Annotated in this window: 21 protein-coding genes; 10 read left to right on the forward strand and 11 right to left on the reverse strand. The window is 57.8% G+C overall.

Features of this window, described 5'->3' with window-relative positions; genetic code table 11:
- Positions 1 to 39: 39 nt before the first annotated feature.
- The 6 genes from CFAEC_RS01445 to rfbB all read right to left on the reverse strand — a co-directional run bounded on the left by CFAEC_RS01445 (position 40) and on the right by rfbB (position 6547).
- Positions 40 to 1083, reverse strand: coding sequence for an NAD(P)-dependent alcohol dehydrogenase (locus tag CFAEC_RS01445; protein ID WP_290278140.1), 1044 nt, complete (start codon positions 1081 to 1083; stop codon positions 40 to 42).
- A gap of 44 nt (positions 1084 to 1127) precedes the next feature.
- Positions 1128 to 2738 carry an FAD-dependent oxidoreductase gene (locus CFAEC_RS01450; protein ID WP_290278142.1) on the reverse strand — a complete coding sequence of 537 codons (1611 nt, stop codon included), beginning with the start codon at positions 2736 to 2738 and terminating at the stop codon, positions 1128 to 1130.
- 191 nt (positions 2739 to 2929) lie between these two features.
- Positions 2930 to 3292 carry an SdpI family protein gene (locus CFAEC_RS01455; RefSeq protein WP_290278145.1) on the reverse strand — a complete coding sequence of 121 codons (363 nt, stop codon included), beginning with the start codon at positions 3290 to 3292 and terminating at the stop codon, positions 2930 to 2932.
- Between the two features lie 3 nt (positions 3293 to 3295).
- Positions 3296 to 4162 (reverse strand): glucose-1-phosphate thymidylyltransferase RfbA, encoded by an 867-nt coding sequence (gene rfbA / locus CFAEC_RS01460; RefSeq protein WP_290278148.1) that lies wholly within the window; start codon positions 4160 to 4162, stop codon positions 3296 to 3298.
- On the reverse strand, positions 4163 to 5524 hold the full coding sequence (locus tag CFAEC_RS01465; protein WP_290278150.1) for a sugar nucleotide-binding protein: 1362 nt from the start codon (positions 5522 to 5524) through the stop codon (positions 4163 to 4165).
- Positions 5525 to 5527: 3 nt separating this feature from the next.
- Positions 5528 to 6547, reverse strand: coding sequence for a dTDP-glucose 4,6-dehydratase (gene rfbB / locus CFAEC_RS01470; RefSeq protein WP_290278152.1), 1020 nt, complete (start codon positions 6545 to 6547; stop codon positions 5528 to 5530).
- A gap of 399 nt (positions 6548 to 6946) precedes the next feature.
- On the opposite strand from rfbB, the gene CFAEC_RS01475 reads away from it, so the two are divergent.
- The 3 genes from CFAEC_RS01475 (at position 6947) to CFAEC_RS01485 (ending at position 10953) form a co-directional block, all read left to right on the forward strand.
- On the forward strand, positions 6947 to 8434 hold the full coding sequence (locus CFAEC_RS01475; RefSeq protein ID WP_290278154.1) for a phosphoribosyltransferase-like protein: 1488 nt from the start codon (positions 6947 to 6949) through the stop codon (positions 8432 to 8434).
- Positions 8435 to 8617: 183 nt separating this feature from the next.
- Positions 8618 to 9742 carry a reverse transcriptase family protein gene (locus CFAEC_RS01480; RefSeq protein WP_290278156.1) on the forward strand — a complete coding sequence of 375 codons (1125 nt, stop codon included), beginning with the start codon at positions 8618 to 8620 and terminating at the stop codon, positions 9740 to 9742.
- Between the two features lie 233 nt (positions 9743 to 9975).
- Positions 9976 to 10953, forward strand: coding sequence for a TspO-related membrane protein (locus CFAEC_RS01485; protein ID WP_290278158.1), 978 nt, complete (start codon positions 9976 to 9978; stop codon positions 10951 to 10953).
- A gap of 71 nt (positions 10954 to 11024) precedes the next feature.
- Here the strand turns inward: CFAEC_RS01485 and CFAEC_RS01490 are convergent, their stop codons facing one another.
- The 4 genes from CFAEC_RS01490 to mytC all read right to left on the reverse strand — a co-directional run bounded on the left by CFAEC_RS01490 (position 11025) and on the right by mytC (position 16909).
- A complete protein-coding gene (locus CFAEC_RS01490; RefSeq protein ID WP_290278161.1) occupies positions 11025 to 12269 on the reverse strand; it encodes a hypothetical protein in 1245 nt (414 codons plus the stop codon).
- Positions 12266 to 13654: a M1 family metallopeptidase gene (locus CFAEC_RS01495; protein WP_290278164.1), complete on the reverse strand. Its 1389-nt coding sequence runs from the start codon at positions 13652 to 13654 to the stop codon at positions 12266 to 12268. Before CFAEC_RS01495 ends, CFAEC_RS01490 begins: the two co-directional genes overlap by 4 nt.
- 12 nt (positions 13655 to 13666) lie before the next feature.
- Positions 13667 to 15685: a prolyl oligopeptidase family serine peptidase gene (locus CFAEC_RS01500; protein ID WP_290278166.1), complete on the reverse strand. Its 2019-nt coding sequence runs from the start codon at positions 15683 to 15685 to the stop codon at positions 13667 to 13669.
- A gap of 117 nt (positions 15686 to 15802) precedes the next feature.
- Entirely contained in the window at positions 15803 to 16909 is a 1107-nt protein-coding gene (gene mytC / locus CFAEC_RS01505) for a trehalose O-mycolyltransferase MytC (RefSeq protein WP_290278168.1), read from the reverse strand.
- A 918-nt stretch (positions 16910 to 17827) separates the two neighbouring features.
- Here mytC and lpdA point away from each other — a divergent pair.
- Positions 17828 to 19237, forward strand: a complete 1410-nt coding sequence (lpdA, locus tag CFAEC_RS01510) for a dihydrolipoyl dehydrogenase (protein ID WP_290278170.1) — start codon at positions 17828 to 17830, stop codon at positions 19235 to 19237.
- Between the two features lie 92 nt (positions 19238 to 19329).
- The gene (gene ybaK, locus CFAEC_RS01515) at positions 19330 to 19836 is read left to right on the forward strand and encodes a Cys-tRNA(Pro) deacylase (RefSeq protein ID WP_290278172.1); all 507 of its coding nucleotides are present in this window, start codon (positions 19330 to 19332) and stop codon (positions 19834 to 19836) included.
- Between the two features lie 87 nt (positions 19837 to 19923).
- Here the strand turns inward: ybaK and ramB are convergent, their stop codons facing one another.
- Positions 19924 to 21348: an acetate metabolism transcriptional regulator RamB gene (gene ramB, locus CFAEC_RS01520; RefSeq protein ID WP_290278173.1), complete on the reverse strand. Its 1425-nt coding sequence runs from the start codon at positions 21346 to 21348 to the stop codon at positions 19924 to 19926.
- Between the two features lie 536 nt (positions 21349 to 21884).
- Here ramB and CFAEC_RS01525 point away from each other — a divergent pair.
- From CFAEC_RS01525 to CFAEC_RS01545, 5 genes are all read left to right on the forward strand, one after another.
- Positions 21885 to 22658 carry a succinate dehydrogenase cytochrome b subunit gene (locus CFAEC_RS01525; protein ID WP_290278175.1) on the forward strand — a complete coding sequence of 258 codons (774 nt, stop codon included), beginning with the start codon at positions 21885 to 21887 and terminating at the stop codon, positions 22656 to 22658.
- A gap of 21 nt (positions 22659 to 22679) precedes the next feature.
- Positions 22680 to 24692: a fumarate reductase/succinate dehydrogenase flavoprotein subunit gene (locus tag CFAEC_RS01530; RefSeq protein WP_290278177.1), complete on the forward strand. Its 2013-nt coding sequence runs from the start codon at positions 22680 to 22682 to the stop codon at positions 24690 to 24692.
- Entirely contained in the window at positions 24692 to 25441 is a 750-nt protein-coding gene (locus CFAEC_RS01535) for a succinate dehydrogenase/fumarate reductase iron-sulfur subunit (protein WP_290278178.1), read from the forward strand. Before CFAEC_RS01530 ends, CFAEC_RS01535 begins: the two co-directional genes overlap by 1 nt.
- Positions 25442 to 25505: 64 nt before the next feature.
- A complete protein-coding gene (locus tag CFAEC_RS01540; RefSeq protein WP_290278180.1) occupies positions 25506 to 25847 on the forward strand; it encodes a hypothetical protein in 342 nt (113 codons plus the stop codon).
- 160 nt (positions 25848 to 26007) lie between these two features.
- Positions 26008 to 26151 (forward strand): hypothetical protein, encoded by a 144-nt coding sequence (locus CFAEC_RS01545; protein WP_290278182.1) that lies wholly within the window; start codon positions 26008 to 26010, stop codon positions 26149 to 26151.
- Positions 26152 to 26176 lie beyond the last annotated feature (25 nt).

The following is a 26176-nucleotide window of genomic DNA, read 5'->3' on the forward strand; positions in this document are numbered from 1 at the left end:
CGCCCGCGAGGGTGGAACTGGGGATTTTAGATCCCGGGTCTAAAAAGTCGAGGTATCAATCACAAAGCGGAATTGCACATCTCCGTCCACCACGCGGTCATAGGCCTCATCAACCTCGTGCACGGAGATCTTCTCAATCCGTGCACCCAGACCGTGTTCAGCGCAGAAATTAAGCATTTCCTGGGTTTCAGGGATGCCACCGATATTGGAGCCGGTGAGCACCTTGCTGCCGTTGATCAAGGCTCCGAAACTCACGGGCTGCTTCTCCGGAGGCAGGCCCACCACGGCCATTACACCGCGTGGTTTGAGCAGCCGGAGGTAGGCATCCACGTTGATGTCCGCGCTGATGGTATTGAGGATGAAGTCAAAGTGCCCGCGGTACTCAGTGAAGAACTCCGGATCAGACGTGGCCAGGGTCTTCGCTGCACCCAGCGATGCCGCAACCTCTGCCTTCTTCAAAGACCTAGATAGCACCGTGACTTCTGCTCCCTTGGCTGCAGCGATCTGCACACCCATGTGGCCCAGTCCGCCGAGGCCCATGACGGCGACCTTGGCGCCTTCTTTCACATTCCATTGAAGGATGGGAGAGAAGGTGGTGATACCAGCACAGAGCAGGGGAGCAGCGACATCAAAATCCAGCTCATCGGGGATGCGGCACACAAACCGTTCATTCACCACGATCTTCTCGGCGTAGCCGCCCTGGGTGATGGTGCCGTCCACGTCCACGGAGTTATAGGTACCTACAGCGCCGTTGAGGCAGTGGTTTTCAAAGCCGTCACGGCACATCTCGCACGTGCCGCAGGAGTCCACCAGGCAGCCCACACCGACGCGGTCGCCCACCTTCCACCCGGTGACACCGGCACCCACCGCGGAAACCACACCGGCGATCTCATGTCCCACGGTCAACGGGAAGTTTGCCTCGCCCCACTCGTTGCGGATGGTGTGGATATCGCTGTGACAGATACCGGCGGCCTTGATATCGATAACCACGTCATCGGCACGTGGTTCACGGCGTTCGATGGTGCGGATCTCGAAAGGGGAGTCGGGTCCGGTCTTCTGGAGTGCTTTTACTGGGATGGTCATTTGAGCCAGGGTAGTGGTGGCAGGCCCCTGTAGACCAGATTCTTTTATTTATTGGCTGGTGACAGCTCCCAGGTCATGAAACCGCCGTCGAGGTTCGCTGCGTGGACACCGAGGTGGCCCAGCAGACTGGTGGCGACATGTCCACGCTGGCCCACTCGGCAAAAGACCAGGGCTTTGGTGTCCTTGAGCTCATCAATGCGCTTGCGCAGATCATCCAACGGGATGTTGACGGAACCGGGGATGGTGCCGGCCGTGAATTCGGAGGGGGTGCGGACGTCGACAAGCGTCCAGCCCTGGGCTGCGGCATCGCCGAGCTCATACCACTGGGCGGTGCGCTCACCGCCCACCATGTTGTCATTGATATACCCGAGGAAGTTGACCGGGTCCTTGGCGGAACCGAACTGTGGGGCATAGGCCAGTTCCAGATCAGCGAGGTCCGTGGCGGTGAGGCCGCCGCGCATGGCGGTGGCGATGATATCGATACGCTTATCCACACCAGCCCCACCTACGGCCTGCGCGCCCAAGATAGCGTCACTGTCTGCATCTACCACGAGTTTAAGATGCAACATCTCCGCACCAGGGTAGTAACCGGCGTGGTCCGCCGGGTGGGTGTGTATGACGCGGAGATTCCTGCCGGCGGCACGCGCACGGCGCTCATTCCACCCCACTGATGCCGCGGCCAGACCGAAAAGGCCAACGATCGCGGTACCCAGGGTGGTGGTTCGGGAGACATCCCGGCCAGTGATGATGTCGGCCACCAGGCGGCCGTGACGGTTCGCAGTCTGGGCGAGCGGCACTAAAGTCTCCTCGCCGGAGACGGCGTCGGCCTTCTCTGCGGCATCACCCAGGGCGAAGATCGCCGGGTCGGAGGTGCGCTGCTGCTCATCAACCCTGATACCGCCCCGCTCACCGATCGCCAGACCAGCAGCCGCAGCCAATTCGCTGGCTGGACGCACCCCTATGGAGGCGATCACCAGGTCAGCCGGGACAGTGCGGCCATCAGCCAGCGTCAGGTCGCTGTGGCTGATGCTGGTGGTATCGCCGTTGGTGATGACCTGCACGCCGTTGGCAACGAGGTGCTTTTCGACGATTGCCGCCATCTCCTCATCCAGCGGGGTCATGATCTGCGGTGCCCGCTCAATCACCGTGACCTGGAGATCCCGGTGACGCAGATTCTCGGCCATCTCCAGGCCGATGAAACCACCACCGATGATGGCAACGGATTTCACCTCATCAGTCAGGGCTGCGATGACCGCATCCACATCCTCAACAGTCCGCAGATTCAGGGCGCGTTCAATGCCTGGGATCGGTGGGATGATTGGTGTCGCGCCGGGGGAGAGCACCAGATGGTCATAGGAAATAATGTCTCCGGCAGCGGTGGTGACGGTCTTGTTCTCGCGATCAATGTTGGTGGCGCGGGTGTTCACACGCACATCAAGATTAAAACGCGCAGCCAGTGATTCCGGGGTCTGCAGCAGAAGCGAATCCCGCTCCGGGATGACACCGGAAACGTGATATGGCAGTCCGCAGTTGGCAAAGGAAACATAGCCAGAAGCTTCAAGAACGATGATGTCCATGCTCTCATCGCGACGACGGAGACGAGCTGCTGTGGACATGCCGCCGGCAACGCCGCCGACGATAACAGTGGTGGTCATGGTGATACTGACTTCCTCATTGGTTGAGCAGCGTGGGAAAGAACCCTGCGCAGGGGATGTGAAGGGGTCACGAAATATACCCACCACTATACCCCAGGGGGTATATTGGGTGGTGGTTGTGTGAGCAGCTTCACTGGTTCTTCAGAGGAGTTCGGTGTCTGCTGATCAACCCCAGAATGCAGAGATGGAAATTAAGACCGCTCAGCGGCATGTCCCGCTGCTTTGGTGGCATGCATCAATATAGCCACTTCTGCGCCCATGCCTGCCAGTCCAGCCACAATCCCCCAGGAACCCCCAGCCTGCCACTGCACCAGCACAGCGATAGTCACCGTGGCCCCTGCCATCCACCACAGATGATTAATGATGGGCAAGGCTGCTGCGTGCCCCGCCTGCCAGGCAGCCTGCGAACGCGTGGTTTTCCTGGTCCTGATGCCCACGCCACCGTTGTGCAGGAGCCGCCCCGCTGCAGCCGCCCGGGTGATACCGATACACAGCGGTGCGAGCATCACCACGGAGAACAACAGCGGGATAAGCCCAAGGGCTTCCTCGCTCATGGCCTAGCGTTCACCCGCGGCGCGCAGCAGGTAGTGGCCGTAGCCGGACTTCTTCAAGCTCTCGCCCAGTTCCACCAGCTCAGCAGCAGTGATGAACCCGGCCCGGTAGGCAGCAACCTCAGGGGAGCCGATGATATTGCCGGTACGCTTCTGCAGCACCTCTACATAGGAGGACGCCTCCGACATGGAATCAATCGTGCCGGTATCCAACCAGACATCGCCACGATCCAGACGCTGCACGGTCAGGGCACCGGCCTGCAAGTAAGCCTCGTTCACGGAGGTGATCTCCAATTCGCCACGCTCAGAAGGCTTGATCGACTTGGCGATCTCCACCACGCGGTTGTCATAGAAGTACAGACCCACCACCGCGAAGTTGGACTTCGGCACCACCGGTTTTTCCTCGATGGAGACCGCGCGGTTATCCGCATCAAATTCGACCACACCATAACGCTCCGGGTCGGAGACCTCATAGGCGAACACCGTGCCACCGTCGGGATCGGCACAGGCTTTCAGGGCGCGGCCGAGTTGGGCGCCGTCGAAGATGTTATCGCCAAGCACCAATGCCACATCATCATCACCGATGAAGTCCTCACCGATGATAAACGCCTGCGCCAACCCATCCGGGGAGGGCTGTACCGCATAGGTTAGTTTAATGCCCCACGCGGAACCATCACCCAGGAGGCGTTCAAAGGAGTCACGATCCTCCGGAGTGGTGATGATCAGGATTTCGCGGATACCGGCCTGGATCAGGGTGGTCAGGGGATAGTAGACCATCGGCTTGTCATAGATCGGCATCAACTGCTTGGAGATGCCCTTGGTGATCGGGTACAACCGGGTACCGGACCCACCGGCTAGAATGATGCCCTTCATTTACAGCTCCTCAAGGTAATCGCTTAGACGTGTGCGCCAATCCGGTGCCTCAAAACCAGTGGCCGCCAGCTTGGACAGATCCAGCACCGAGTTCAACGGCCGCGGTGCTGCCTCAGGCTTGTCAGCGAAGTAGTCTGCCGTGGACACACCGGTCACCTGGGAGGCATCCCGGAATACCTCCCGGGCGATATCCGCCCAGGATGCAGGTTCACCGGAGTTGCTGAGGTTATAGGTGCCATAGTCAGCACCGGATTCCAGCAGGTGTTTGATACCTGCGGCGATATCCCGGGTGAAGCTTAAACGCCCGATCTGATCATCCACCACCGACGGGGAAATGCCACGTTGATCAAGTGATGTCATGGTTTTCACAAAATTATTGCCATCACCGATCACCCAACTGGTGCGCACCACATAATGCCTGCCGGCGGTGGCAGCGGCGATATCACCGGCGGCCTTGGACTGGCCGTACACACCCAGCGGGGAGAAGGCAGCCTGCTCATCATAGGACTGGGCAGTGCCATCGAAGACATAATCAGAGGACACATGCACCAGGGTGAGATTGTTCTCCCGGGCTATCGTGGCGAGGTTTCCTACCGCGGTGGCGTTAACGGCCCACGCGGTGGCTCGATCGGTTTCAGCCGTGTCAACGGCCGTGTAGGCAGCGGCGTTGATGATGGCGGAATACTGCTTCCAGGGCCGAGCGGTGTTCAGATCAGCGGTGATATCCAGCTCGGCGCGGGTGACAAATTCAGCGCCGGGGAACGCCGCGCGCAGCGCGGTGCCCAATTGACCGGCGGCACCTGTGACCAGAACCTTGCGGGAGGGCAGCGGGGAAGCGTCGGCAAGCGCAGGGTGTTTTTTGTCCTTATCGGAGATCTCGGTGATCGGCAGGGGCCAGTCGATCATGTCGAGGTTGACATTGGAGTAGGTGGCGTTGGGGGACCAGTGATCATTGACCAGGTAGGTATAGAGCGTGTTGTTTTCCAGCGCCTGGAAACCATTGGCCACCCCGCGCGGGACGTACACGCCGACATCAGGGGTGATCGTGGTGGTGACCACCGCCCCAAAGGTGGGGGAGCCTTCGCGGAGATCGCACCACGCGCCGAACACGGCGCCGGTGCCCACGGAGACGAATTTATCCCAGGGCTCGGCGTGCAGACCGCGGGTGGTTCCGGCGGTGGCGTTGAAGCTCATGTTGTTTTGCACGGGGCCAAAATCCGGCAGGCCCATGCTGGTCATCTTGTTGCGTTGCCAGTTTTCCTTGAACCAGCCGCGGTTATCGCCGTGAACCGGGAAATCAAAGATGAACAGGCCATCAATGTCGGTCTCGCGGAAGGTGAGGTCTTTGTTGAATGAGGTCATGGTTTACTGGCCCTGCTTGGCGTAGGTGGCTTCAACCTGGTCCTTGGCGGGTTTCCACCAGTCCTGGTTGTGCGTGTACCACGCGATGGTCTGCTCAAGTCCTGCGCGCATGCCGGTATCGGTGTCGGTGTACTTCGGAGCCCAACCAAGCTCGGTGCGCAGCTTGGTGGAATCCATGGCATAACGCAGGTCATGGCCCGGGCGATCCGCCACGTGCTCGTAGGCATCGGCGCCAAGTCCCATGAGCTCGCAGATCATTTCGATGACCTGTTTATTGTTCACGTGGTCATTGTCGGCGCCGATGATATAGGTCTCCCCGAGCACGCCTTCTTTCAGGATCAGGTGGACGGCGTCATTGTGGTCATCCACGTGGATCCAGTCGCGGACCTGCTCGCCTGTGCCGTAGAGCTTCGGGGTGAGCCCGGAGAGGATATTGGTGATCTGGCGTGGAATGAACTTCTCGATGTGCTGGTACGCGCCATAGTTATTCGAGCAGTTGGAGATGGTCGCCTTGATGCCAAAGGAGCGGATCCAGGCGTGCACCAGGTGATCGGAGCCTGCCTTGGTGGCTGAATACGGCGAGGAGGGCTTATAAGCGGTGGTCTCTGTGAAACGGTTGGGATCATCTAATTCCAGATCACCGAAGACCTCATCGGTGGAGACATGATGCAGGCGCTTGCCGTGTTTGCGGATCGCCTCCAGGATGACAAAGGTGCCCACCACGTTGGTCTGCACGAACGGGGAGGGATCATTGAGCGAGTTGTCATTGTGCGACTCGGCGGCGAAGTGCACCGTGATGTCGTGGTCGGCCACAAGCTTATCGACGAGCCCCTCATCACAGATATCACCCACGACGAGCTTGACCCGATCTTCGGGCAGCCCTGCGAGGTTCTCGGCGTTGCCGGCGTAGGTCAGCTTGTCCAACACCGTGATCTTGTCATATTCAGGATGCTGCTGAACTGTCTGGCGTACAAAGTTTGCACCGATAAACCCGGCACCACCGGTCACAAGCAAAGAAGTCATGGTGACTACCTTAATCGGTTGCGCTGACTGCGCCGGGGAGCGCGGGGGAACATTTGCAAATATGACGAGGCTTGGTGGAGGAATAAGAGTTAACCGAGCCCAGCACATGAAGACGCTACGGAACCACCTTTTACCGAGAGAAGCTGGACTTATATAAACGCAGTAAGATCTTAGTCCAGATGCATCAGACTGTGACTTAGCGTTTGAGACTTGCTGTGATTATTTCGCTTTCTAGTCTCGTGGATTCGAATTAAGGCATCTCAAATTCTATTCAACCTTGAAACGGATCATACATCTCAAAGCCGCAGAGTGATTCATGGGTATTCGAGCCGGGGAATAGGTCTTATGTAAAAATAGAGCTAAGTATTTAACGGGTGGCTCGTCCAAGATGGGGGAAAGTTGGATATTGCGAAAAGTGAAATGGCGCAAGAATGGCTCCAAAATTTTTCTAAACAGCCTGCAGAGGGAAGATTTTATTCGGATTGGCATATAGCTCAGAAACTACTGAGTGAAATACAATTCCAACCCACAGATGTTATTAGAAACAATATTTCTAAGGCGCTTTTTGAGATGCTTGAATCGGGTAGAATCAACGCAAAAATTTTTCCTACCAATGTGATTTCCCTAAAAGAAATCCCTCCTGTTCCCAACCCGAAACACGCAGAGGAAATTGAGGCGCTAAAAGGGAAGGGGAATAAGTCTTATAAAGAATGGAAAGATAGAAATAAGGATTTATTTAAAAACTCATTAAATATTAAGGATGTTAATCCGTTTTCATTGGAGGACCAACTAAGGTTCCTTAAAGAAAAACATCGGTTTCCTCCTGCTAATGTAGGTTATTTTCAGCATTGTGCTTTCGAGACTTTTTATCCCAACCAGCCAGCATTGCACTCGGGTGATGACATGTTTGCTACGGCACCTGGCAGTGAAGCGATTACCGCTAATCTTCTAGGAAAATTATCTGCCGAAATGGAGAACGAGTTCCTCAAAGCGGCTGCGGGGGAGGATGAAGTGATTGAGGAAGCTCGCACGGTACTTTTAATCGCTGACTTTGCGGGAACCGGAACTCAAATCCTTCAGTATGCAAGAACCTTCCTCGCTAATAAACGCGTGAAAGAGCGACGCAAAGCGGGCAAATTAAAAATTGCATTAATTTGTTATGCTTCCACCCCTCTTGCTCAAAAGTGGATAGAAATCAACTCAGACCACTTTGACGAGCACGAATTTATCCAAGGAGTTCCGACTCTCGCGACCTTGCATTGGTCATCTCGGGAGATGGAAGATTTGAGAGAATTTCTCACTAAGCACGCATTCAATAAAGAGGCAAGAAACAAATTTTCTTTTGGCTTCCAAAGATCCGGGGCGCTCTTTTGTTCTGGTTTTTCAATCCCGAATAATTTGCCGATAGTGCTTAGGCAGTCTTATGGACCGACTCCAAACTGGCACCCCCTTTTTACCCATCAGAACATCAGTCGAGAATTTTCTGGAATCCCAGCAACCGGATCAGATGAAGCGATATTGATAAATAATCATCCTGAATTTGAGCCGGGTCCGAGCCTGTCGGCGGCGAAGCGATCCTCCTATTATGTTGAGGTGCTGAAGCTAATTGACATTTTATTTATCCTTTTTCTAAATAAGCAATCAGCCGGTCCTCCTCTTGATATTGCTGAATTATCCGGCAAGCTTGGAGTAGATATGAATGAGATCGAAAGAAGACTAAAAGTTCTGGAGAAGGGGCAATTCATAGACCGTGGTTGGCAGTTAACGCAAAAGGGCGTAGACGAACTGCATTATATGCAAAAAACTAAATATCGGAAAAAATATTTCTTGCGCACTGTCGATAAGGTGTACTACCCTCACTCCTTGAGGCTAGGAGAAGATTGGTGATTTTAGTGAGAGTCATCGTGTCGCGGTGACACCCACCTTTTGAAAAATAGGTGAATGTGGGGGCAGGCCTTAGCCTGTCTCTCGGGTTGAGCCCACGCTCTCTGGCTGCGCGGTGGGCAATGCTGGACTTCGACCTTCGGTCTACGCCGCATTGCCCACCCCACCCAGTCAGGACCAGAGTAAATGAACGAATTTTCTCCTAACCTCTTCTACGGTAGTCGGCCGAACGGTATTCCTGATGAGGTGCTTGATGCCGCATGGGACGGGTTTACATTCCAGAGGGATCGTGGCCTTACCCCGATTTTAACTCTCGGGCATTTAGCGAGTCTTGTTCGTGTAGATTATTCAGTGCTTCGTGGTGTGGTCGACAGATCATGGGACCCGTATGAAGATTTGTCCATTCCCAAAAAACGGGGTGGTAGACGAGAATTATCTCGGCCACATCCGTTGCTCATGGTGGCTCAAAAATGGATTTTAGCGAATGTATTATCAAATCTAAATTATAATGATGCTTCGTTCGCTTATACGCCAGGAAGGTCGATAGTCCATTGTGCCCGTCGGCACGTCGGAGCGCGTTGGCTTCTAAAATTAGACATAAAAGATTTTTTCGACAGTGTGGATGAGATATCCGTATATAAAATCTTTCGCTCTCTTGGTTATGAAAAACTTATCAGCCTTGAATTGGCGCGCCTCTGTACTAGGGTAACTTCCAAATCTCCTCGATTTGACGAGGACCTAGCGAAATATAATAGCATCTTTAGTTATCGATATCCCGTCAAAGGCCAGTTACCTCAAGGGGCTCCTACTAGTGGGGCGTTGGCGAATGCTGCGATGATTAAGGTTGATCAGACTCTACAGAGCATCGTTCGTAGGCATCGTTTTACATACACCCGTTACTCGGATGATTTAGTGTTCTCTACGAGCTCTAAAGTAGACCGTTTCCAGCTGGTCTCATTGAAGCGAGATGTCGAGCGTGAACTTTCTTTTGCTGGTTTTCGCCTCCGGCAAGACAAGACCCGAATAATACCTCCAGGGGCACGGAAAATCGTCCTCGGTTTGCTGATCGACGAAAACAGTGTTCGTCTTACTCCTGAGTTTAAACGGCGGGTAAATACTCATCTGCGAGGTGTGGAAAAATTTGGTCTTGTTGCACATGTGCAACATCGTAAGTTTCGCTCGATTTTTTCCTTCGTAAACCACGTAGAGGGACTGCTAGAGTTTGCACGCAATGTTGAACCGAGTTTTGCTGAAGCTTCTTTCGAAACATGGCGGGAACTTGTTCCCTCGCTTGATAAGCCATCTTCCTGAAGATGGGTCATAAACAACTTATGATAATACTTTTTGAGTCTTGAATCGGGATTGAAGTTCTTTAAGCGCAAAATCGAAACTGTTATAAACCGAGTCGTGAAAGAGTCCCCGTAAGCTACTAAATAAATTCTGCCTTTGATCACATTGTTGTGAAGATTCTCCTCAACCACATGCTTTTTATTGTCCTTATCTGACCCCGTCCATATTGTGGGGCCAAGGAGGTCCATAAGAACATGCAACCGAGCGAAACCAAACCCCAGTCAGGTTCCACCGTGGCTGGCATGACTCACCAGACCGCGGACCAAAACCGCCAGGTCGGCACGCCGCCCACAACCACACAGAATGGCCAAACTAGCCACACCCGCCCAGCCGACACCAGCGATGTCGGATGGGGAATGCCCATCCTGACGATCATCGTTACCGGTTTTGCCATCTTTACTGCCTTCCTAGGCAGCGGAGCCATTGGTGGCACCCCCATCGCAGAGGCTGCCGGCGGGGCATTGTCCGCAGATGCCACACCACTGGCCCCCGCCAGCACGGCTTTCAGCATCTGGAGCGTAATCTACGCAGGCCTAGCCGGGTATGCCATTTGGCAGCTATTCCCTGCAGCCCGGCGCTCGCCCAGGCAGAAACACCTACGCCCCTGGGCGATTGCTTCTGTCGTCTTGAATTCCGTGTGGATCTGGACGGTGCAGTTCGATCAAGTCTGGGCATCGGTCTTGGTGATCACGGTGCTGCTCGTAGTGCTTATCCGCATCATGTACATCCTGGGTGAACCCCGCACGGGTGGCTGGCCTGATTTAATCCTCACTGAGGGCACGTTTGGCCTCTACTTCGGTTGGGTGTTGGTGGCCACCTTCGCCAACCTCTTTGCGTACCTTTCTTCAGCGGGGCTCGATGCCTTCACCACCATCCCCGTGGGCGTTGCCGGTATTGTCCTCGCTGGTCTCATCGGCGTGGTCGCAGCGATTATCGACGGCGGCCGCATCGCCCCAGCCCTCGCCACTTCCTGGGGCCTGGCCTGGATCGCGGTGGGACGCACCACCGGCACCTATGACTCACAAATATTGGTGATCACGGCTGCCGCGGCCTCTGCCGTTGTCCTGCTGACTGCCATCATCGCTTGGTCGCTCAGGCGCTCTGCCACCAGCGGGCGAGCCCCGGCGACCAGAGACCAGGCACCAGCTGAACCAGGACACGCCACCAGCTAACTACCGGCGCGTCTAGATAATCCCCACAAGTCACCCGCCGTCTCCTACCTCGTAGCAGACGGCGGGTTCTGCTATCCGGCCTGGGTTCCTGAAATAACCGGCGCCCCACGCCCAAACAGCGCCACCAGGTGCACAACCAGGCCCACCAATGGGCCGATAATCAGAGCCAGCGCAGCCCCCGTCGCCAGCTCCCACGGCCCCATCAAGATCGCCACGGCAACCACTGTGGCCACGACCCAGCCGGCCAGGTATAGGCCATGCCGGTCGTAGGCAATGGTGGCGCAACCCGTGACCATCAACGTGGCCGTAGCAGTAGCCCCCAGTGTTAGCGCAGCCAGCAGACTACCTGGCACGGCGAAGATCTCCTGACGCAGGATCACCTCGAAAAGCCAGGGCCCGATCAGCCAGGCCAGCCCGGATCCAACCAGCCCGACGCCCCACACAATCGCCAGTGGCCCGGCAAGCGCATTCCACGGCGAACGCCCACCCTGCACAAATCGCACGATGATCGCGGATTGGAATTGCTGCAGCGGCACAAGCAAAGGAGCGCGTGTCAGCGTGACCGCATAGATCACGGCCGCAGCCGTCACGGCCTGGCCGGTGGTGTCGGGGTTGGTGAGTTTCACGAGCGTCGGAAAGCCGGTGATCAGCACGGCCGTCGAACCAGATGCCGCCATCGCGGTCAGCGCCTGACGCATAAACACGCGAGCAGACACATCGGTCACCGAGCCCAGCGCCGCCCGCGCTTCCTTTGACAACGCCACAATCACCATCCATGACACCGCCCCCACCACGGTGATGAACAGGAACGCCAGCAGCTGGTATCCCAGCAGCCAGGCAATCACTGCCAGGATCATACGCATGCCGGTGTCCAGGGAGATCAGCGCCGCGTACTGTTTCCACAACTGGCATCCGGACAGGATCCCGGACACCGTCGCCTGTACCGCGTAACTGCCCAGGCCCACGGCCAGCATGCCCACACCAATACCCTGGTGCTCGCTCAGCAACCGCCCGATCCAGAACGGCGCTGTCGCACCCAGCACCACCGCGGTCACCGCAGCAGCGCCCAGTGAGAACAGGATCGGACGCACCGAGCTTCTCGACGCCACCTTCCCCCCACCTCGTGCCGCCGACACCGCGCGCGTCGTCTCCTGCGTCAGTCCTGTCAGCACGCCGGTGCCGGCGAAGAACAGTCCCCAGTAGGCGGTGAACTCCTCGGTGAGTGTGCCGGAGGAGCCGAGTGCCCAGGCGGCGATGATGATGACCACGAAGCCGGAGATACCGGCGATGATGGTGGCCAGGGTCAGGTATTTCATGGGCGGTCAGGAAACGCCGGCAGCTCAGGGTTTTTCAGCCAGGCGTTCCAGACGTCGACAAGCTCGGATTCGGTGACCCCCGCCGACGCGCACGCCGCGGCGAGGTGTCGCCACAGATCACGTGGTTCCACCAGCCCGTGTTTGCCCTCGGCGACGTAGGCACGAAGGGCTGGGAAGAAGTGGGCATCACCCAGCAACACCCGGAAGGCGTGGACGGTGAGCGCACCCCGCTTATACACGCGGTCGTCGAACATGTCCTTCGGGCCGGGGTCGGCGAGCACAATGTCCTGGCCCAATTCGGCGATCTTCGCGTAATGCCTACGGGCGCTCTCCGCGGCGGAAATCCCGATGGACTTCTCAAACCACAGCCACTCGGCGTAGCAGGCGAAACCCTCATTGAGCCAGATGTCATTCCACTGGGCCAGACCAAGGGAATTGCCGAACCACTGGTGGGAGAGCTCATGGGTGATCAGGCGTTCCCATTCGCCGTCCCCGGTGGCGAAGTTGGCTCCGAAGGTGGACAGGCCCTGGGCCTCGATGGGGATCTCCAGATCATCTTCAGTGATCACCACGCGGTAATCAGCAAAGGGATAAGGGCCGAACAGCTCCTCATACACATCCACCATCTGCGCCTGGGCGGCAAAATCCTGCAGGATGCGGTGGCGCAGGTCGATATCACCGGTGGGGATATACGCCAGCACCGGCACCCCGGACTGAGAGGCACCCAGTGACACCTCCTCATAACTTCCCACCTGGATGGTGGCAAGGTAGGTGGCCATGGGTTCGCGGGTGCGGTAGTGCCAGGTGGTGGCACTGCCACGGGTAATGCGCCCGACCAGATCACCGTTGGAGATCACCATATAACCGTTGTCGGCGGTGACCTTGATATCGAAACGGGCCTTCTCATCGGGGGTGTCATCGCTGGGCAGCCAGCTCGGCGCGCCACACGGTTGCGAGGCCACGAGTGCCCCGTTGTCCAGCTCCTCCCACCCGATCGCACCCCAGGGCGTGCGGGTGGGACGTGGGGTGCCACGGTAGCGGATGGTCAGAGAGAACTCCTGGTCCACCGGGATTTCCTCGCGGAAACTGATGTGCAGCTTCTTATTGCTATGCCTAAACCGCGCCACCTGCACCTGATTACCGGCCGTGCCCTGGGCGGTGACCTTCTCCACGCGGAGGTTATTACTCAAGTCCAGGGTGAGGGTCTTGAGCGGATGGTAATTATCCATGTGCAGGGTCGCGGTACCCATCAGCAGATTCGGCGACACCCGGTAGGTGAGATCAAGTTCGTAATTCCGGATGTGGAAACCGAGGTTGAAATCAATACCGGTGTAGGAATCACGGGTACCGGGAACTGGGGTGGATCGCATCCGTCGCATAGTCATCGCTAGGAGATATTACCCCTCATCAGTGGAAACCAAACCCAGGGCAGTCTCGATCCAGGTGTAGATCAGTGATTCCATCTGGGCCACCTGCTTATTATCTGCTGCTCCCGCATGCCCGCCTTCGGTGTTCTCGTAATAGTCCACCGGCTGGCCGGCATCCTTGAGTGCCTGCGCAAACAGGCGTGCGTGCGCGGGGTGCACGCGGTCATCACGGGTGGAAGTGGTCACCAATGCAGGTGGGTAGGGGCGCTCATCCGCACCAACCACATTATGCAGCGGCGAGTAACTTTCGATGACAGCCCGCTCCTCCGGATCATCGGGATTTCCATACTCCGCCATCCACGAAGCACCCGCTGACCAGGTGTGATAGCGCAACATATCGGTCAGTGGCACCTGCACCACCGCAGCACCAAAGGCCTCCGGGTACTGGGTGAGTGCACCACTGGTGAGCAGACCACCATTGGATCCACCGCGGATGGCGAGCTGTTCCGGGGTGGTATATCCGCGGACAATCAGGTCCTCCAGGACGGCGCGGTGATCCTCAAACACCCGCATGCGGTTCAGCTTCGTTGCCTGCGAATGCCACTGCGGCCCAAACTCACCACCGCCACGCAGGTTGGCCTCCACGAATAGATAGCCCTTCTCCATCCAGGCGATGCCACGTGTGGGGGAGTGGCCTGGGGTAAGCGACACTTCGAAACCGCCATAGGCATGCACGAGCGTGGGCAGCGGCCCACCGGTAAAGGAGCCGGAGATGAAATACGGGATCTTCGTGCCGTCCTGGGAGGTGGCCCAGTGCTGGCGGGTTTCCAGGTCGGCATTATCCCACTGCAGCGGTGAATGGCGGACCTCGGTGAGTTCCAGAGACTGACTGAGATCACCGCGCAGTAGTGTTCCTGGCTGGGTGAAGCTGGCAGCCTGCACCCAGATCTCATCGCCCTCCAACGCGGAGGTGGCCACGATGTGGGCCGTGGTGTGCTCCGGCAGTGGCAGTGAGCGTTGTTGACCGGTCGGGTCATTGATATCCACCACCATGATGGAGGAGGCCACATTATCCAGCAAGGTCAACAGCAGATGGTTCTTGGTGGTAGCCAGTCCCTGCAGTGAGGTGGACGGGGTCGGGGTGAACACCGGCTGGAAAGCACGCTCCCCAGCCAGGAAGGCATCAAAGTCCATCACACCCAGACCACCAGCCGGGATGCCTGCGAACTCAGTGCGGGGATTGATGAAGATCCACTGCTTGCGGATCACCACATCACAATCATCCGGCACCTCAATAGCCACCAACTCGCCGTTGATCTCAACGAACTCACGGGAATTATAGAAATCCACCGCGCGGCTGACAAAGGTGCGTTCCCACCCCGGCGTCGGGTCCACCCACGCACCAACCGCAACATCCTCCGCCTCACCAGCAAAGAACAACGGGGCACCAGCAAGATCCTCCCCGCGCCGCCACGTCAGCACGCGCGCCGGGTAGCCGGAGGTGGTCAAGGACCCCTCGCCGGTGTCGGTGCCGATCAGCAGGGTATCGCGGTCCAGCCAGGCAACATCGGTTTTCGCCTCGGGCACGGTGAAGGGGTCGGCGTCCACGAACGTGGCGGTTTCCAGGTCGAACTCCCGGATCACGGTGGCATCCGCGCCACCCCGTGATAGCTTCACCAACGCCAGGTCATATTCCGGTGCGCGCACCTGTGCACCCTTCCACACCCAGTTCTCATCCTCGGCCTCCGCGAGGGCATCCACATCAATGAGCACCTCCCAGGCAGGTTCCCCGGAGAGGTAGGACTCCAGCGTGGTGGTGCGCCACAACCCACGCGGGTGGGTGGCATCACGCCAGAAGTTGTACAGTGCCTGCCCACGACGGCTGACATACGGGATCCGGTCATCGGTGTCCAACGCCTCTAGGAGGCGTTGCTGTAGTGCGGTGCGCGGCGCCGTGGGGAGCTTATCGACGGTTCCCCCCGACCACTTCTCCGCCCATTCCAGGGCTTCGGGGGAATCAATGGGTTCAAGAAAGCTGTAATCGTTCATGCGACCAACCCTAACCGGTGTGCTTGACACACATTGGTGGGGTGGGCTGCGGAAGATATGAAAAAACGGCACCCCACCTGTCGAACAGTGGGGGTGCCGTATTCAGAAGAGAAGCTCTTAAGCGCTCTCGTCCACAAGACCAAAGGACCGCTCAAAGGTCTCCCAGGAGCCGCGGAGGTCATTCTGCCACCAGCCCCAGGAGTGGGTGCCGGTTGGGCGGAGGTTCCAGTCGGCTGGGATGCCAGAACGATCCAGCTTGGCCTTAAGATCGTGGGTGCACTTGTTGGTGGCGGCTTCGATGATGCCACCGGTAACGATGGTCTCGGTCATCGCCAGGGACAGGACAGGCTGCTCAAGACCCTCGAAACGGGGGCTTCCTGCAGACTCCCACTCACCGGACAGACCGGAGGCGTTGGAGATGTAGAGGTCGGTGCCACGCAGTTTGTCGGAGTTGATCAGGGCATCGTTGTAAACATTGACCTGTCCACCGCGTGGGCCCCACATCTGCTCTGGGGTGGCGTTGCCGCGGTCCAGGGTCAGCTTGAGGTATTCCCATGGCAGGATCTGGGAGGTGGCTGCACATCCGGAGAATGATGCAGCTGCGTCGTAGAAGCCGGGGAAGTGCTGTGGGAACAGCAGCGAGGTGGTGGCAGACATGGACATGCCAGCAATGGCACGCTGGCCGTCGCCGTTCAGCTCAGCTTCAAGCGGGCCTGGGAGTTCCTTCACCAGGAAGGTCTCCCACATCTGCTTGCCGCCCAGAGCGGCATTCTCTTCTACCCAGTCGGTGTAGTAGGAGAACTTGCCTTCCATTGGGATGACAACGTTGACGTTTTTGTCCAGGTAGAAATCGATAACGTCGGTCTGCATGACCCAGTTTGCGTTGCCTTCGCCACCGTCGCCACCGTTGAGCAGGTAGATGACTGGACGTGGGCCAGCGGACTCCTCAGCGGTGATGACCACCATGGGAACATCGCGGTCCATGGATGGGGAATAAGCCCACATTTCCTTGACGCGATCACCGGAGGCGTTGACATATGCGCGCCAACGAGGGGCAGGCTCTTCTGGATACTTTGCGCCCTCGGTGATGGTGGACAGCTGGGTGTCACCAGCAACCTGTTCAGGGGTCAGGTCAGCGGTGCCGGCAGCAGCCGGCGTGGTGATTGCGGACAGTGCAATGCCCAGCGCGGCGATGGGCGCTGCTATGCGACGAAAAACCTTCATATGTCATTCCCTTGTGAAAGTGTGGTCAGGAGCTTTCCCAAACTCCAGTGGATGATTCGTGTAACTGGGATGGCCATTGATCGGCAACAAATATGAATTTATCAACGATTGGGAGTTCTCGGGAACCTGTACGGGTTCTTTCGAATTCACTATCCCTCCCGGGAGCAGGAACGTCATCTTTTCTTCAAATCGGTATTCTATGACTAAACGTTAACAGTTTCATTCCAGAAACGTGATCTGGCCGATTATGTAAGAGGGCTGCGTTGTGTCCCGAGCTGTAATTCACACCGATCTATACGTTCGCAAGGCCAGACCTTGTAGATCACTGTGTATTCCGGGCCGTAAGTGAGTGGTATCCCATGCTGGTGCGGGTGAGAGATCGTCAAGTGTAAGGCGAAGTCCAGTTTAGATCGCCGCTCAAAGGAAGCTGGGCGAAAATATTTGTGGGGCCTTCTCTTTTGACAGGGAAAATGTAGTTTAGGTGAGATGAGCCATGCATCGGGTATTAGTGAGGACCACTTACTCCGCAGGGACTGTTAACATTTTGGTCGACTGGAGCGTTACTTCTTTAAGAGTGACATCTACATGGCCCTGTCATCCAGGGTCTCTATGAGGGCCCATCTATCTAGCGAAGGACAACATATGCCGATTCATGAGCAGATCATTTTCTTTATCAATAACCTCTTGGGTTATGGATTGCACGCCGGTTCCTCCGCGTCCAGCAACCTTTCTCTTACTATCGGTTTGTTCTAAGCCACTGCACTGATCCAATCGTCCGTTAACACCTACGTTGTTGCACGCTTTGGCGGCGCTCGCGTGGGTGTTTTCGAGTTTATAGCCATTTCGTGAAGTGAAGTCGGGAAATCTAAAGCCCCCGGATGCACGACAATGCAACTCGGAACACGTATTGTTGAAACCGTGACTGAACATTATGACGTAGTAGTACTCGGAGCTGGCCCCGGTGGCTATGTCTCCGCCATCCGTGCAGCGCAGCTTGGCAAGAAGGTTGCGGTTATTGAGAAGCAGTATTGGGGCGGTGTTTGCCTCAACGTGGGCTGCATCCCATCCAAGGCGCTGATCAAGAACGCTGAGATCGCCCACATCTTCACACACGAGAAGAAGACCTTCGGCATCAACGGTGAGGTCTCCTTCAACTACGAAGACGCCCACAAGCGTTCCCGTGGCGTGTCCGACAAGATCGTCGGTGGCGTTCATTACCTGATGAAGAAGAACAAGATCACCGAGATCCACGGTCTTGGTAACTTCAAGGACGCCAAGACCATCGAGGTGACCGACGGCAAGGATGCCGGTAAGACCATCACTTTCGATGACTGCATCATTGCCACCGGTTCTGTGGTCAACTCCCTCCGTGGTGTTGAATTCTCTGAAAACGTGGTCTCCTACGAGGAGCAGATCCTCAACCCTGTTGCCCCAGAGAAGATGGTTATCGTCGGCGCGGGCGCCATCGGTATGGAGTTCGCCTACGTGTTGGGCAACTATGGCGTTGACGTGACCGTCATCGAGTTCATGGACCGCGTTCTGCCGAACGAGGACTCTGAGGTATCCAAGGTCATCGCTAAGGCCTACAAGAAGATGGGCGTGAAGCTCCTTCCAGGCCACGCCACCACCGCGGTGCGTGACAACGGCGATTCCGTCGAGGTTGATTACCAGAAGAAGGGTTCCGATAAGACGGAGACCCTCACCGTCGACCGTGTCCTGGTCTCCGTTGGCTTCCGCCCACGCGTTGAGGGTTTCGGCCTGGAGAACACCGGTGTCAAGCTCACTGAGCGCGGTGCCATTGATATCGATGACCACATGCGCACCAACGTTGATGGCATCTACGCCATCGGTGACGTTACCGCCAAGCTGCAGCTGGCCCACGTCGCCGAGGCTCAGGGCATCGTCGCCGCCGAGACCATCGCTGGTGCAGAGACCCAGACCCTGGGCGATTACATGATGATGCCTCGCGCAACCTTCTGTAATCCACAGGTCGCCTCCTTCGGTTACACCGAAGAGCAGGCCAAGGAGAAGTGGCCAGATCGCGAGATCAAGGTCGCGTCCTTCCCATTCTCCGCGAACGGCAAGGCTGTTGGCCTGGCGGAAACTGATGGTTTCGCCAAGATCGTCGCCGACGCTGAGTTCGGTGAGCTGCTGGGTGGACACCTCGTCGGTGCCAACGCCTCCGAGCTGCTCAACGAGCTGGTCCTGGCCCAGAACTGGGACCTGACCACCGAGGAGATCGGACGCAGCGTGCACATCCACCCAACTCTGTCCGAGGCCGTCAAGGAAGCTGCTCACGGCATCACCGGCCACATGATCAACTTCTAAGACTCTTTCAACCAGAGCCAATTTCAACGCCCACCCTCAAGCAGTTCCACTGCTTGAGGGTGGGCGTTGTCATGTGGGTAGAATTTTCCACTATGGCACCATCGGCGAAGAAGGTCGACAACAGGACCGCAACCCCGGCCCTCAAAAAACTCACCGCGGCGAATATCCCCTATGAGCTGGATATCCATGATGTTGATCCAACATCCGCTAAGGGTTTTGCCCTGGATTCTTCAGAAGCCATGGGCGTGGATCCGGCCACCGTTTATAAAACACTCATGGCTGAGATCGATGGGGAACATGTGGTGGCCATCGTACCGGCTGACACCACCCTCAACCTGAAGAAGTTGGCCAAAGCCGGTCATGGAAAACGCGCAGAGATGATGGACCGCTCCCGTGCACAAGTGGTTACAGGCTATGTACCCGGTGGGATCTCACCGATCGGACAGAAACATGCTCACCGGGTGTTCCTGGATGAATCCGCCATTTTGCAAGAGCGGATCTATATCAGTGCCGGACGACGTGGCTGGTCCTTGATCATGGCCCCCGATGATGTCCTTCAAGCCACCGGCGGGCAGTACGCGGACATTGCTGATCACTGAGTAACAATGATCCAACGACATGCCCCTCCTCCACAGCAGTGGGGGAGGGGCGCGATTGCTTTGAGCTTTTCGTCGACAAGCTCTCTGTCAGTACGGCGCCACCGTGGATTCGTGGGCGTCGATGTTGATGCGCTCGTGCACAGAGGGGAAGGCGCGCTGGGCGCAGTTGTCGCGGGTGCATACTCGGCAACCGGAACCGATCGGGGTGGCGGTGGAGAGGTCCTGCAGGTTGAAACCGCGGGAATAGATGGTGCGGTCGGCGTGGCGGGCCTCGCACCCCAGGCCGATGGCGAAGAGTTTGCCGGTGTCGCCGAAGCGTGCCTGGTGGTGGCGCACAGTGCGTGAGATCCACAGATAGTTCCTGCCATCGGGCATCTGGGCGAACTGGCGGAGTACTTTTTCGGGGTTGGTAAAGGTCTCAAACACATTCCACAGGGGGCAGGTGCCGCCGTAGTGGGTGAAGTGGAAACCGGTGGCGGATTGGCGCTTGGACATGTTGCCGGCCCGGTCCACGCGCACGAAGGTAAAGGGGATGCCACGCAGGTTGGGGCGTTGGAGGGTGGAAAGGCGGTGCGCGGTGGTTTCATAGCCCACACCGAAGACCTGGCCTAAGTACTCGATGTCATAGCCGGACTTCTCGGCCTCGGAGTGGAAGATCTTATAGGGCAGCATCACGGCAGCGGCGAAGTAGGAGGCCACGCCACGGATGGCCAGGGTGCGGGCCTCAGGGGTGGACCAGTGGCCATCATCCACGATGCCCTCGATGAGATCATTGGCCTCGAGGTAACCCAGCTCGGTGGCCAGTCGGAAAGCCTTCTGCCCTGGGGTGAGTCGCGCATGCACGGTAAGCAGGCGGGTCTCGGTGTTGAAGTGGTGGAGGATGCCGGATTCCTCGGTGGAGGTGTTGATGGTGACATCGTGGTCCAGCTGCAGGCGCCGGGTGATGGCATCTTCCATGGCGCGTGCGTCATAGGGCTGCCAACCCAACTGCGCGGCGATCGCTTCGGCGCGGCGATCCAGGGCGTCGAAGTAGTTCTGGCGGGCGTAGATGAAATCGCGGACCTCTTCATGCGGCATGCTGACAGCCTCCGCGATGGGGCGGCGTTCCTCAGGGGAGTTGTGGCGATTGTCCACGGCGATGGAGAGCTTGTCGCGGACATTGCGGTACCGGCGGTGCATTTCCACCATGGCGCGCGCCAACTGCGGATGGTTGTACACCATCTCGGACAGTTCTTGCAGTTCCACGCTCGACGGGTTGATCTCCCGGTCCAGCATCACATCCTGCACCTCTGCGAGGAGCCGGGAGTCATCGTCGCGGGAGAAGAAGGTGGCATCCACACCGAAGGCTTCGGTGATACGCAGCAGCACCGGAACCGTCAGGGGTCTCACGTCATGTTCAATCTGATTCACATAACTAGCAGAAAGTCCGAGCGTGGCTGCAAGCGACGCTTGACTCAAGTCTCGTTCCCGCCGCAGTTGTCGCAGCCTGGAACCCACATATGTCTTACCCATGGCACGACTATAGCGTGATCGGGGTCACCTTAACCATTCTTGGCACTGAGGTATTGCAAACTTGTGTATTTCCCGTGGTCTAAGGCGGGGTGGGGGCGATGCAGGGACGGGGCTGATCGGGGTAGGGGAGGCGTGGTTGTGTGCGCGGCTGCCTTGCGGTGTTTTGGACAACTCTCCCGGCCAGCAGTGAGTGCCCAGTGTTCTTGCGCTGGTCATCCCACCTGCAAAAAGTTCCCCCAATGCTTGGGTTGAGGCCCAAGTAAACTTTTTGGTTGATACCAAACGGGGTTGATATCCACCGGAAAAACAAGTTTGTGAGTAAGGTCACTTGCCAGCGGGAATGTAGGATAACCCCCACGTTTCCGCAGGTAGACTGCCCGCAACTCAGCCTGGTTTAAATGGCAACCAGGTGAGGCTACCCTAAAACACGCCACTGGGTCCATGTAAACCGTGGTCAGCCAACCGGGAAGGGTCGCCGGATAACTAGTTAATAAACCTCAGGCCGAAGTACAGTGTCCTCTGACACTGGAGGTGCCATGACTGTTAGAAATCCCGACCGTGAGGCGATCCGTCACGGAAAAATCACGACGGAGGCGCTGCGTGAGCGTCCCGCATACCCGACATGGGCAATGAAGCTGACCATGGCCATCACTGGCCTGATCTTCGGCGGCTTCGTTCTGGTCCACATGATCGGAAACCTGAAATTCTTCATGCCGGATTATGGAGCCGACTCCACACATCCGGGTGAACGCCAGATTGATGTTTATGGCTCGTTCCTGCGTGAGATCGGTGAACCGCTCTTCCCGTACGAGTCCATCCTCTGGATCCTGCGAATTATTCTGCTGGTGGCCCTGGTGCTGCACATCTACTGTGCATTCGCCCTGACCGCCCGCTCCAACAAGTCGCGCGGCAAGTTCCGTCGCACCGGAATGATGGGTGGTTACAACACCTTCGCAACCCGCACCATGCTGGTCACCGGCATCGTGCTGCTTGCGTTCATCATCTTCCACATCCTCGACCTGACCGTCGGTGTTGCGCCAGCAGCGCCGGACGCATTCGAGCACGGAGCTGTATACGCCAACCTGATCGCCAGCTTCAGCCGCTGGCCGGTGGCCATCTGGTACATCATTGCCAACCTGGTTCTGTTCCTGCACCTGTCCCACGGCATCTGGCTCGCCGTCAGCGACCTCGGTATCACCGGTCGTCGCTGGAGGGCCATCATGCTGGCAGTTTCTTACATCGTCCCTGCGCTGGTTCTGATTGGCAATATCTCCATCCCGTTTGCCATCGCAATCGGCTGGATTAGCTAGGTAGAAGGTAGGAATTCTTTAATGACCACTCACACTGAAACGACCCAGCGCCCGGAGTTCAACCATCCGGTGTCCATTCTTCCTGAGGTCAAGCCCGGCACCGTCCTCGACGCCGCCGAGCCAGCCGGTGTTCCCACCAAGGACATGTGGGATTACCAAAAAGACCACATGAACCTGGTCTCCCCGCTGAACCGTCGCAAGTTCCGCGTTCTCGTCGTTGGTACCGGCCTGTCCGGTGGCGCTGCAGCAGCAGCCCTCGGCGAGCTTGGTTATGACGTGAAGGCTTTCACCTACCACGACGCACCACGTCGCGCGCACTCCATTGCCGCACAGGGTGGCGTTAACTCCGCCCGTGGCAAGAAGGTGGACAACGACTCCGCTTACCGCCACGTCAAGGACACCGTCAAGGGCGGCGACTACCGTTGCCGCGAGTCCGACTGCTGGCGTCTGGCCATCGAGTCCGGTCGTGTGATCGACCACATGAACGCCATCGGTGCACCATTCGCCCGTGAATACGGCGGTGCCCTGGCAACCCGTTCCTTCGGTGGTGTGCAGGTCTCCCGTACCTACTACACCCGCGGACAGACCGGTCAGCAGCTTCAGCTGTCCACCGCTTCTTCCCTGCAGCGCCAGATCCACCTCGGTGCCGTGGAGATGTTCACCCACAACGAAATGGTTGACGTCATCGTCACCGAACGTAACGGTGAGAAGCGCTGCGAAGGCCTGATCATGCGCAACCTGATCACCGGCGAGCTCTCCGCTCACACCGGTCACGCCGTGATCCTGGCTACCGGCGGTTACGGCAACGTGTACCACATGTCCACCCTGGCGAAGAACTCCAACGCCTCGGCCATCATGCGTGCCTACGAAGCCGGCGCCTACCTCGCATCCCCATCCTTCATCCAGTTCCACCCAACTGGCCTGCCGGTGAACTCCACCTGGCAGTCGAAGACCATTCTGATGTCCGAGTCGCTGCGTAATGACGGCCGCATCTGGTCCCCGAAGAAGGAAGGCGATGACCGCGATCCGCTGACCATCCCTGAGGATGAGCGCGATTACTTCCTGGAGCGCCGCTACCCGGCCTTCGGTAACCTCGTCCCCCGTGACGTTGCATCGCGAGCCATCTCCCAGCAGATCAACGCCGGTCTCGGTGTTGGACCGCTGAAGAATGCTGCCTACCTGGACTTTCGTGACGCCACCGAGCGTCTCGGCCAGGACACCATCCGCGAGCGTTACTCAAACCTCTTCGTCATGTACGAAGAGGCCATCGGTGAGGACCCATACTCCACCCCGATGCGTATCGCCCCGACCTGCCACTTCACCATGGGTGGCCTGTGGACCGACTTCAATGAGATGACCTCTCTGCCAGGTCTGTTCGCAGCCGGCGAGGCATCTTGGACCTACCACGGTGCGAACCGCCTGGGTGCAAACTCCCTGCTGTCCGCATCCGTTGATGGCTGGTTCACCCTGCCGTTCACCGTCCCTAACTACCTGGGACCACTGCTCGGACAGGAGCGCCTCGCAGAGGATGCTCCTGAAGCGCAGGCAGCTCTCGAGCGCGCCCAGGCACGCATCGACAAGCTGATGAACATCCGCGGCGACAACCCACACGGACCGGATTACTACCACCGCCAGCTCGGTGAGATCCTGTACTTCTCCTGTGGTGTGTCCCGTAACGTCAAGGACCTGCAGGACGGTATCGACAAGATCCGTGCACTCCGCGAGGACTTCTGGGCGAACATGCGCATCACCGGTTCCCCGGATGAGATGAACCAGGTTCTCGAGTACGCAGCACGCGTTGCTGACTACATCGACCTCGGTGAGCTCATGTGCGTTGACGCACTTGACCGCGACGAGTCCTGTGGTGCACACTTCCGCGACGACCACCTCTCCGAGGATGGCGAAGCAGAACGCGACGACGAGAACTGGTGCTTTGTTTCCGCATGGGAGCCAGGCGAGAACGGAACCTTCGTCCGTCACGCAGAGCCTCTGTTCTTCGAGTCCATCCCTCTGCAGACAAGGAACTACAAGTAATGAAACTGACACTTGAGATCTGGCGTCAGGCAGGCCCGACGGCAGAAGGAAAGTTCGAGACACTCGTTGTCGACGACGCCGTCGAGCAGATGTCCATTCTGGAGCTGCTTGACCACGTAAACAACAAGCTCATCGAGGAGAACAAGGAACCATTCGCGTTCGCCTCTGACTGCCGTGAAGGCATCTGTGGTACCTGTGGCCTCCTGGTCAACGGTCGTCCACACGGCGCTGACCAGAACAAGCCCGCTTGTTCCCAGCGCCTGGTGAGCTACACCGACGGTGACACCCTGAAGATCGAGCCAATGCGCAACGCCGCATACCCGGTCATCAAGGACATGGTCGTGGATCGCTCCGCTCTGGAGCGTATCTCCGAGCACGGCGGCTATGTCTCCCTCAACGCCGGTACCGCACCGGATGCTGACACCCTGCACGTCAACCACCAGATTGCTGAACTGGCACTTGACCACGCAGCCTGCATTGGTTGTGGCGCTTGTGTGGCAGCCTGCCCGAACGGTGCAGCGCACCTGTTCACCGGTGCCAAACTGGTTCACCTCTCCCTCCTGCCCCTGGGCAAGGAAGAGCGTGGCCTGCGTGCCACCAAGATGATCGATGACATGGAAACCAACTTCGGTCACTGCTCCCTGTACGGTGAATGTGCCGATGTCTGCCCAGCAGGCATCCCACTGACCGCTGTGGCTGCCGTGACCAAGGAACGTGCGCGTGCGGCTTTCCGTGGCAAAGACAACTAAGCTATAAACCACACGTACCCATGATTCAACGGCTTCATAACAACAAGAAAGACGAGTGAACGCCATGTCTTCCGATTCTCACGCGACTTATATCAAGTCTGCACCTGAGCGTATGAACTACATCGACGGTTACACGCCGGTGAGCTACGTTGCTCCGCACTCCTCCCTGGAGCGCGGTTCAACCTGGACCGGCATGGGTCTGCTGCTGTCCGCTCTTGCTGGTGTGGGCGCCGTTCTGTTCGGTATCGCATCCAACTCCGTTGGTCAGCAGCAGGAGAACTGGCTGCTGTATGTCATCATCGGCGCGGTCTTCGCTGTCGTCGGCGGTATCATCGGCACCCTGCTGATCATGAAGGGCCGCGCACCGTACCGTCGTTATGTCAAGGAAACCGGACGCGTCCACTAGGTCCACTCGGATCTAGGCCCACGGGTTTCTGCCTCGGATGCCATCTCATGGCTGATCAAGGCACCTCCAACCACACCCAGTCGCATCCCCCATCACGGGAGATGAGACTGGGTGTGGTTTTCTTTGCCCACCCGAAGGTGCTGCCAGTAGGTTGGACACCATGCGCAACAGAATCATCATGGTGCTCGCCGCCCTGATCACCGTGTTGGTGGTGTATAACCTCATCCAGATCACCATCGGCATCTACAGCGGAGAAATCCCGGTGCGCGGTGCCACCATGATGCTCGGCACCCTGGCTGGATAGGTCAGATAGCGTGGGTAGGCAGCCG

It is taken from the genome of Corynebacterium faecale (assembly GCF_030408735.1).
GTDB lineage: Bacteria > Actinomycetota > Actinomycetes > Mycobacteriales > Mycobacteriaceae > Corynebacterium > Corynebacterium faecale.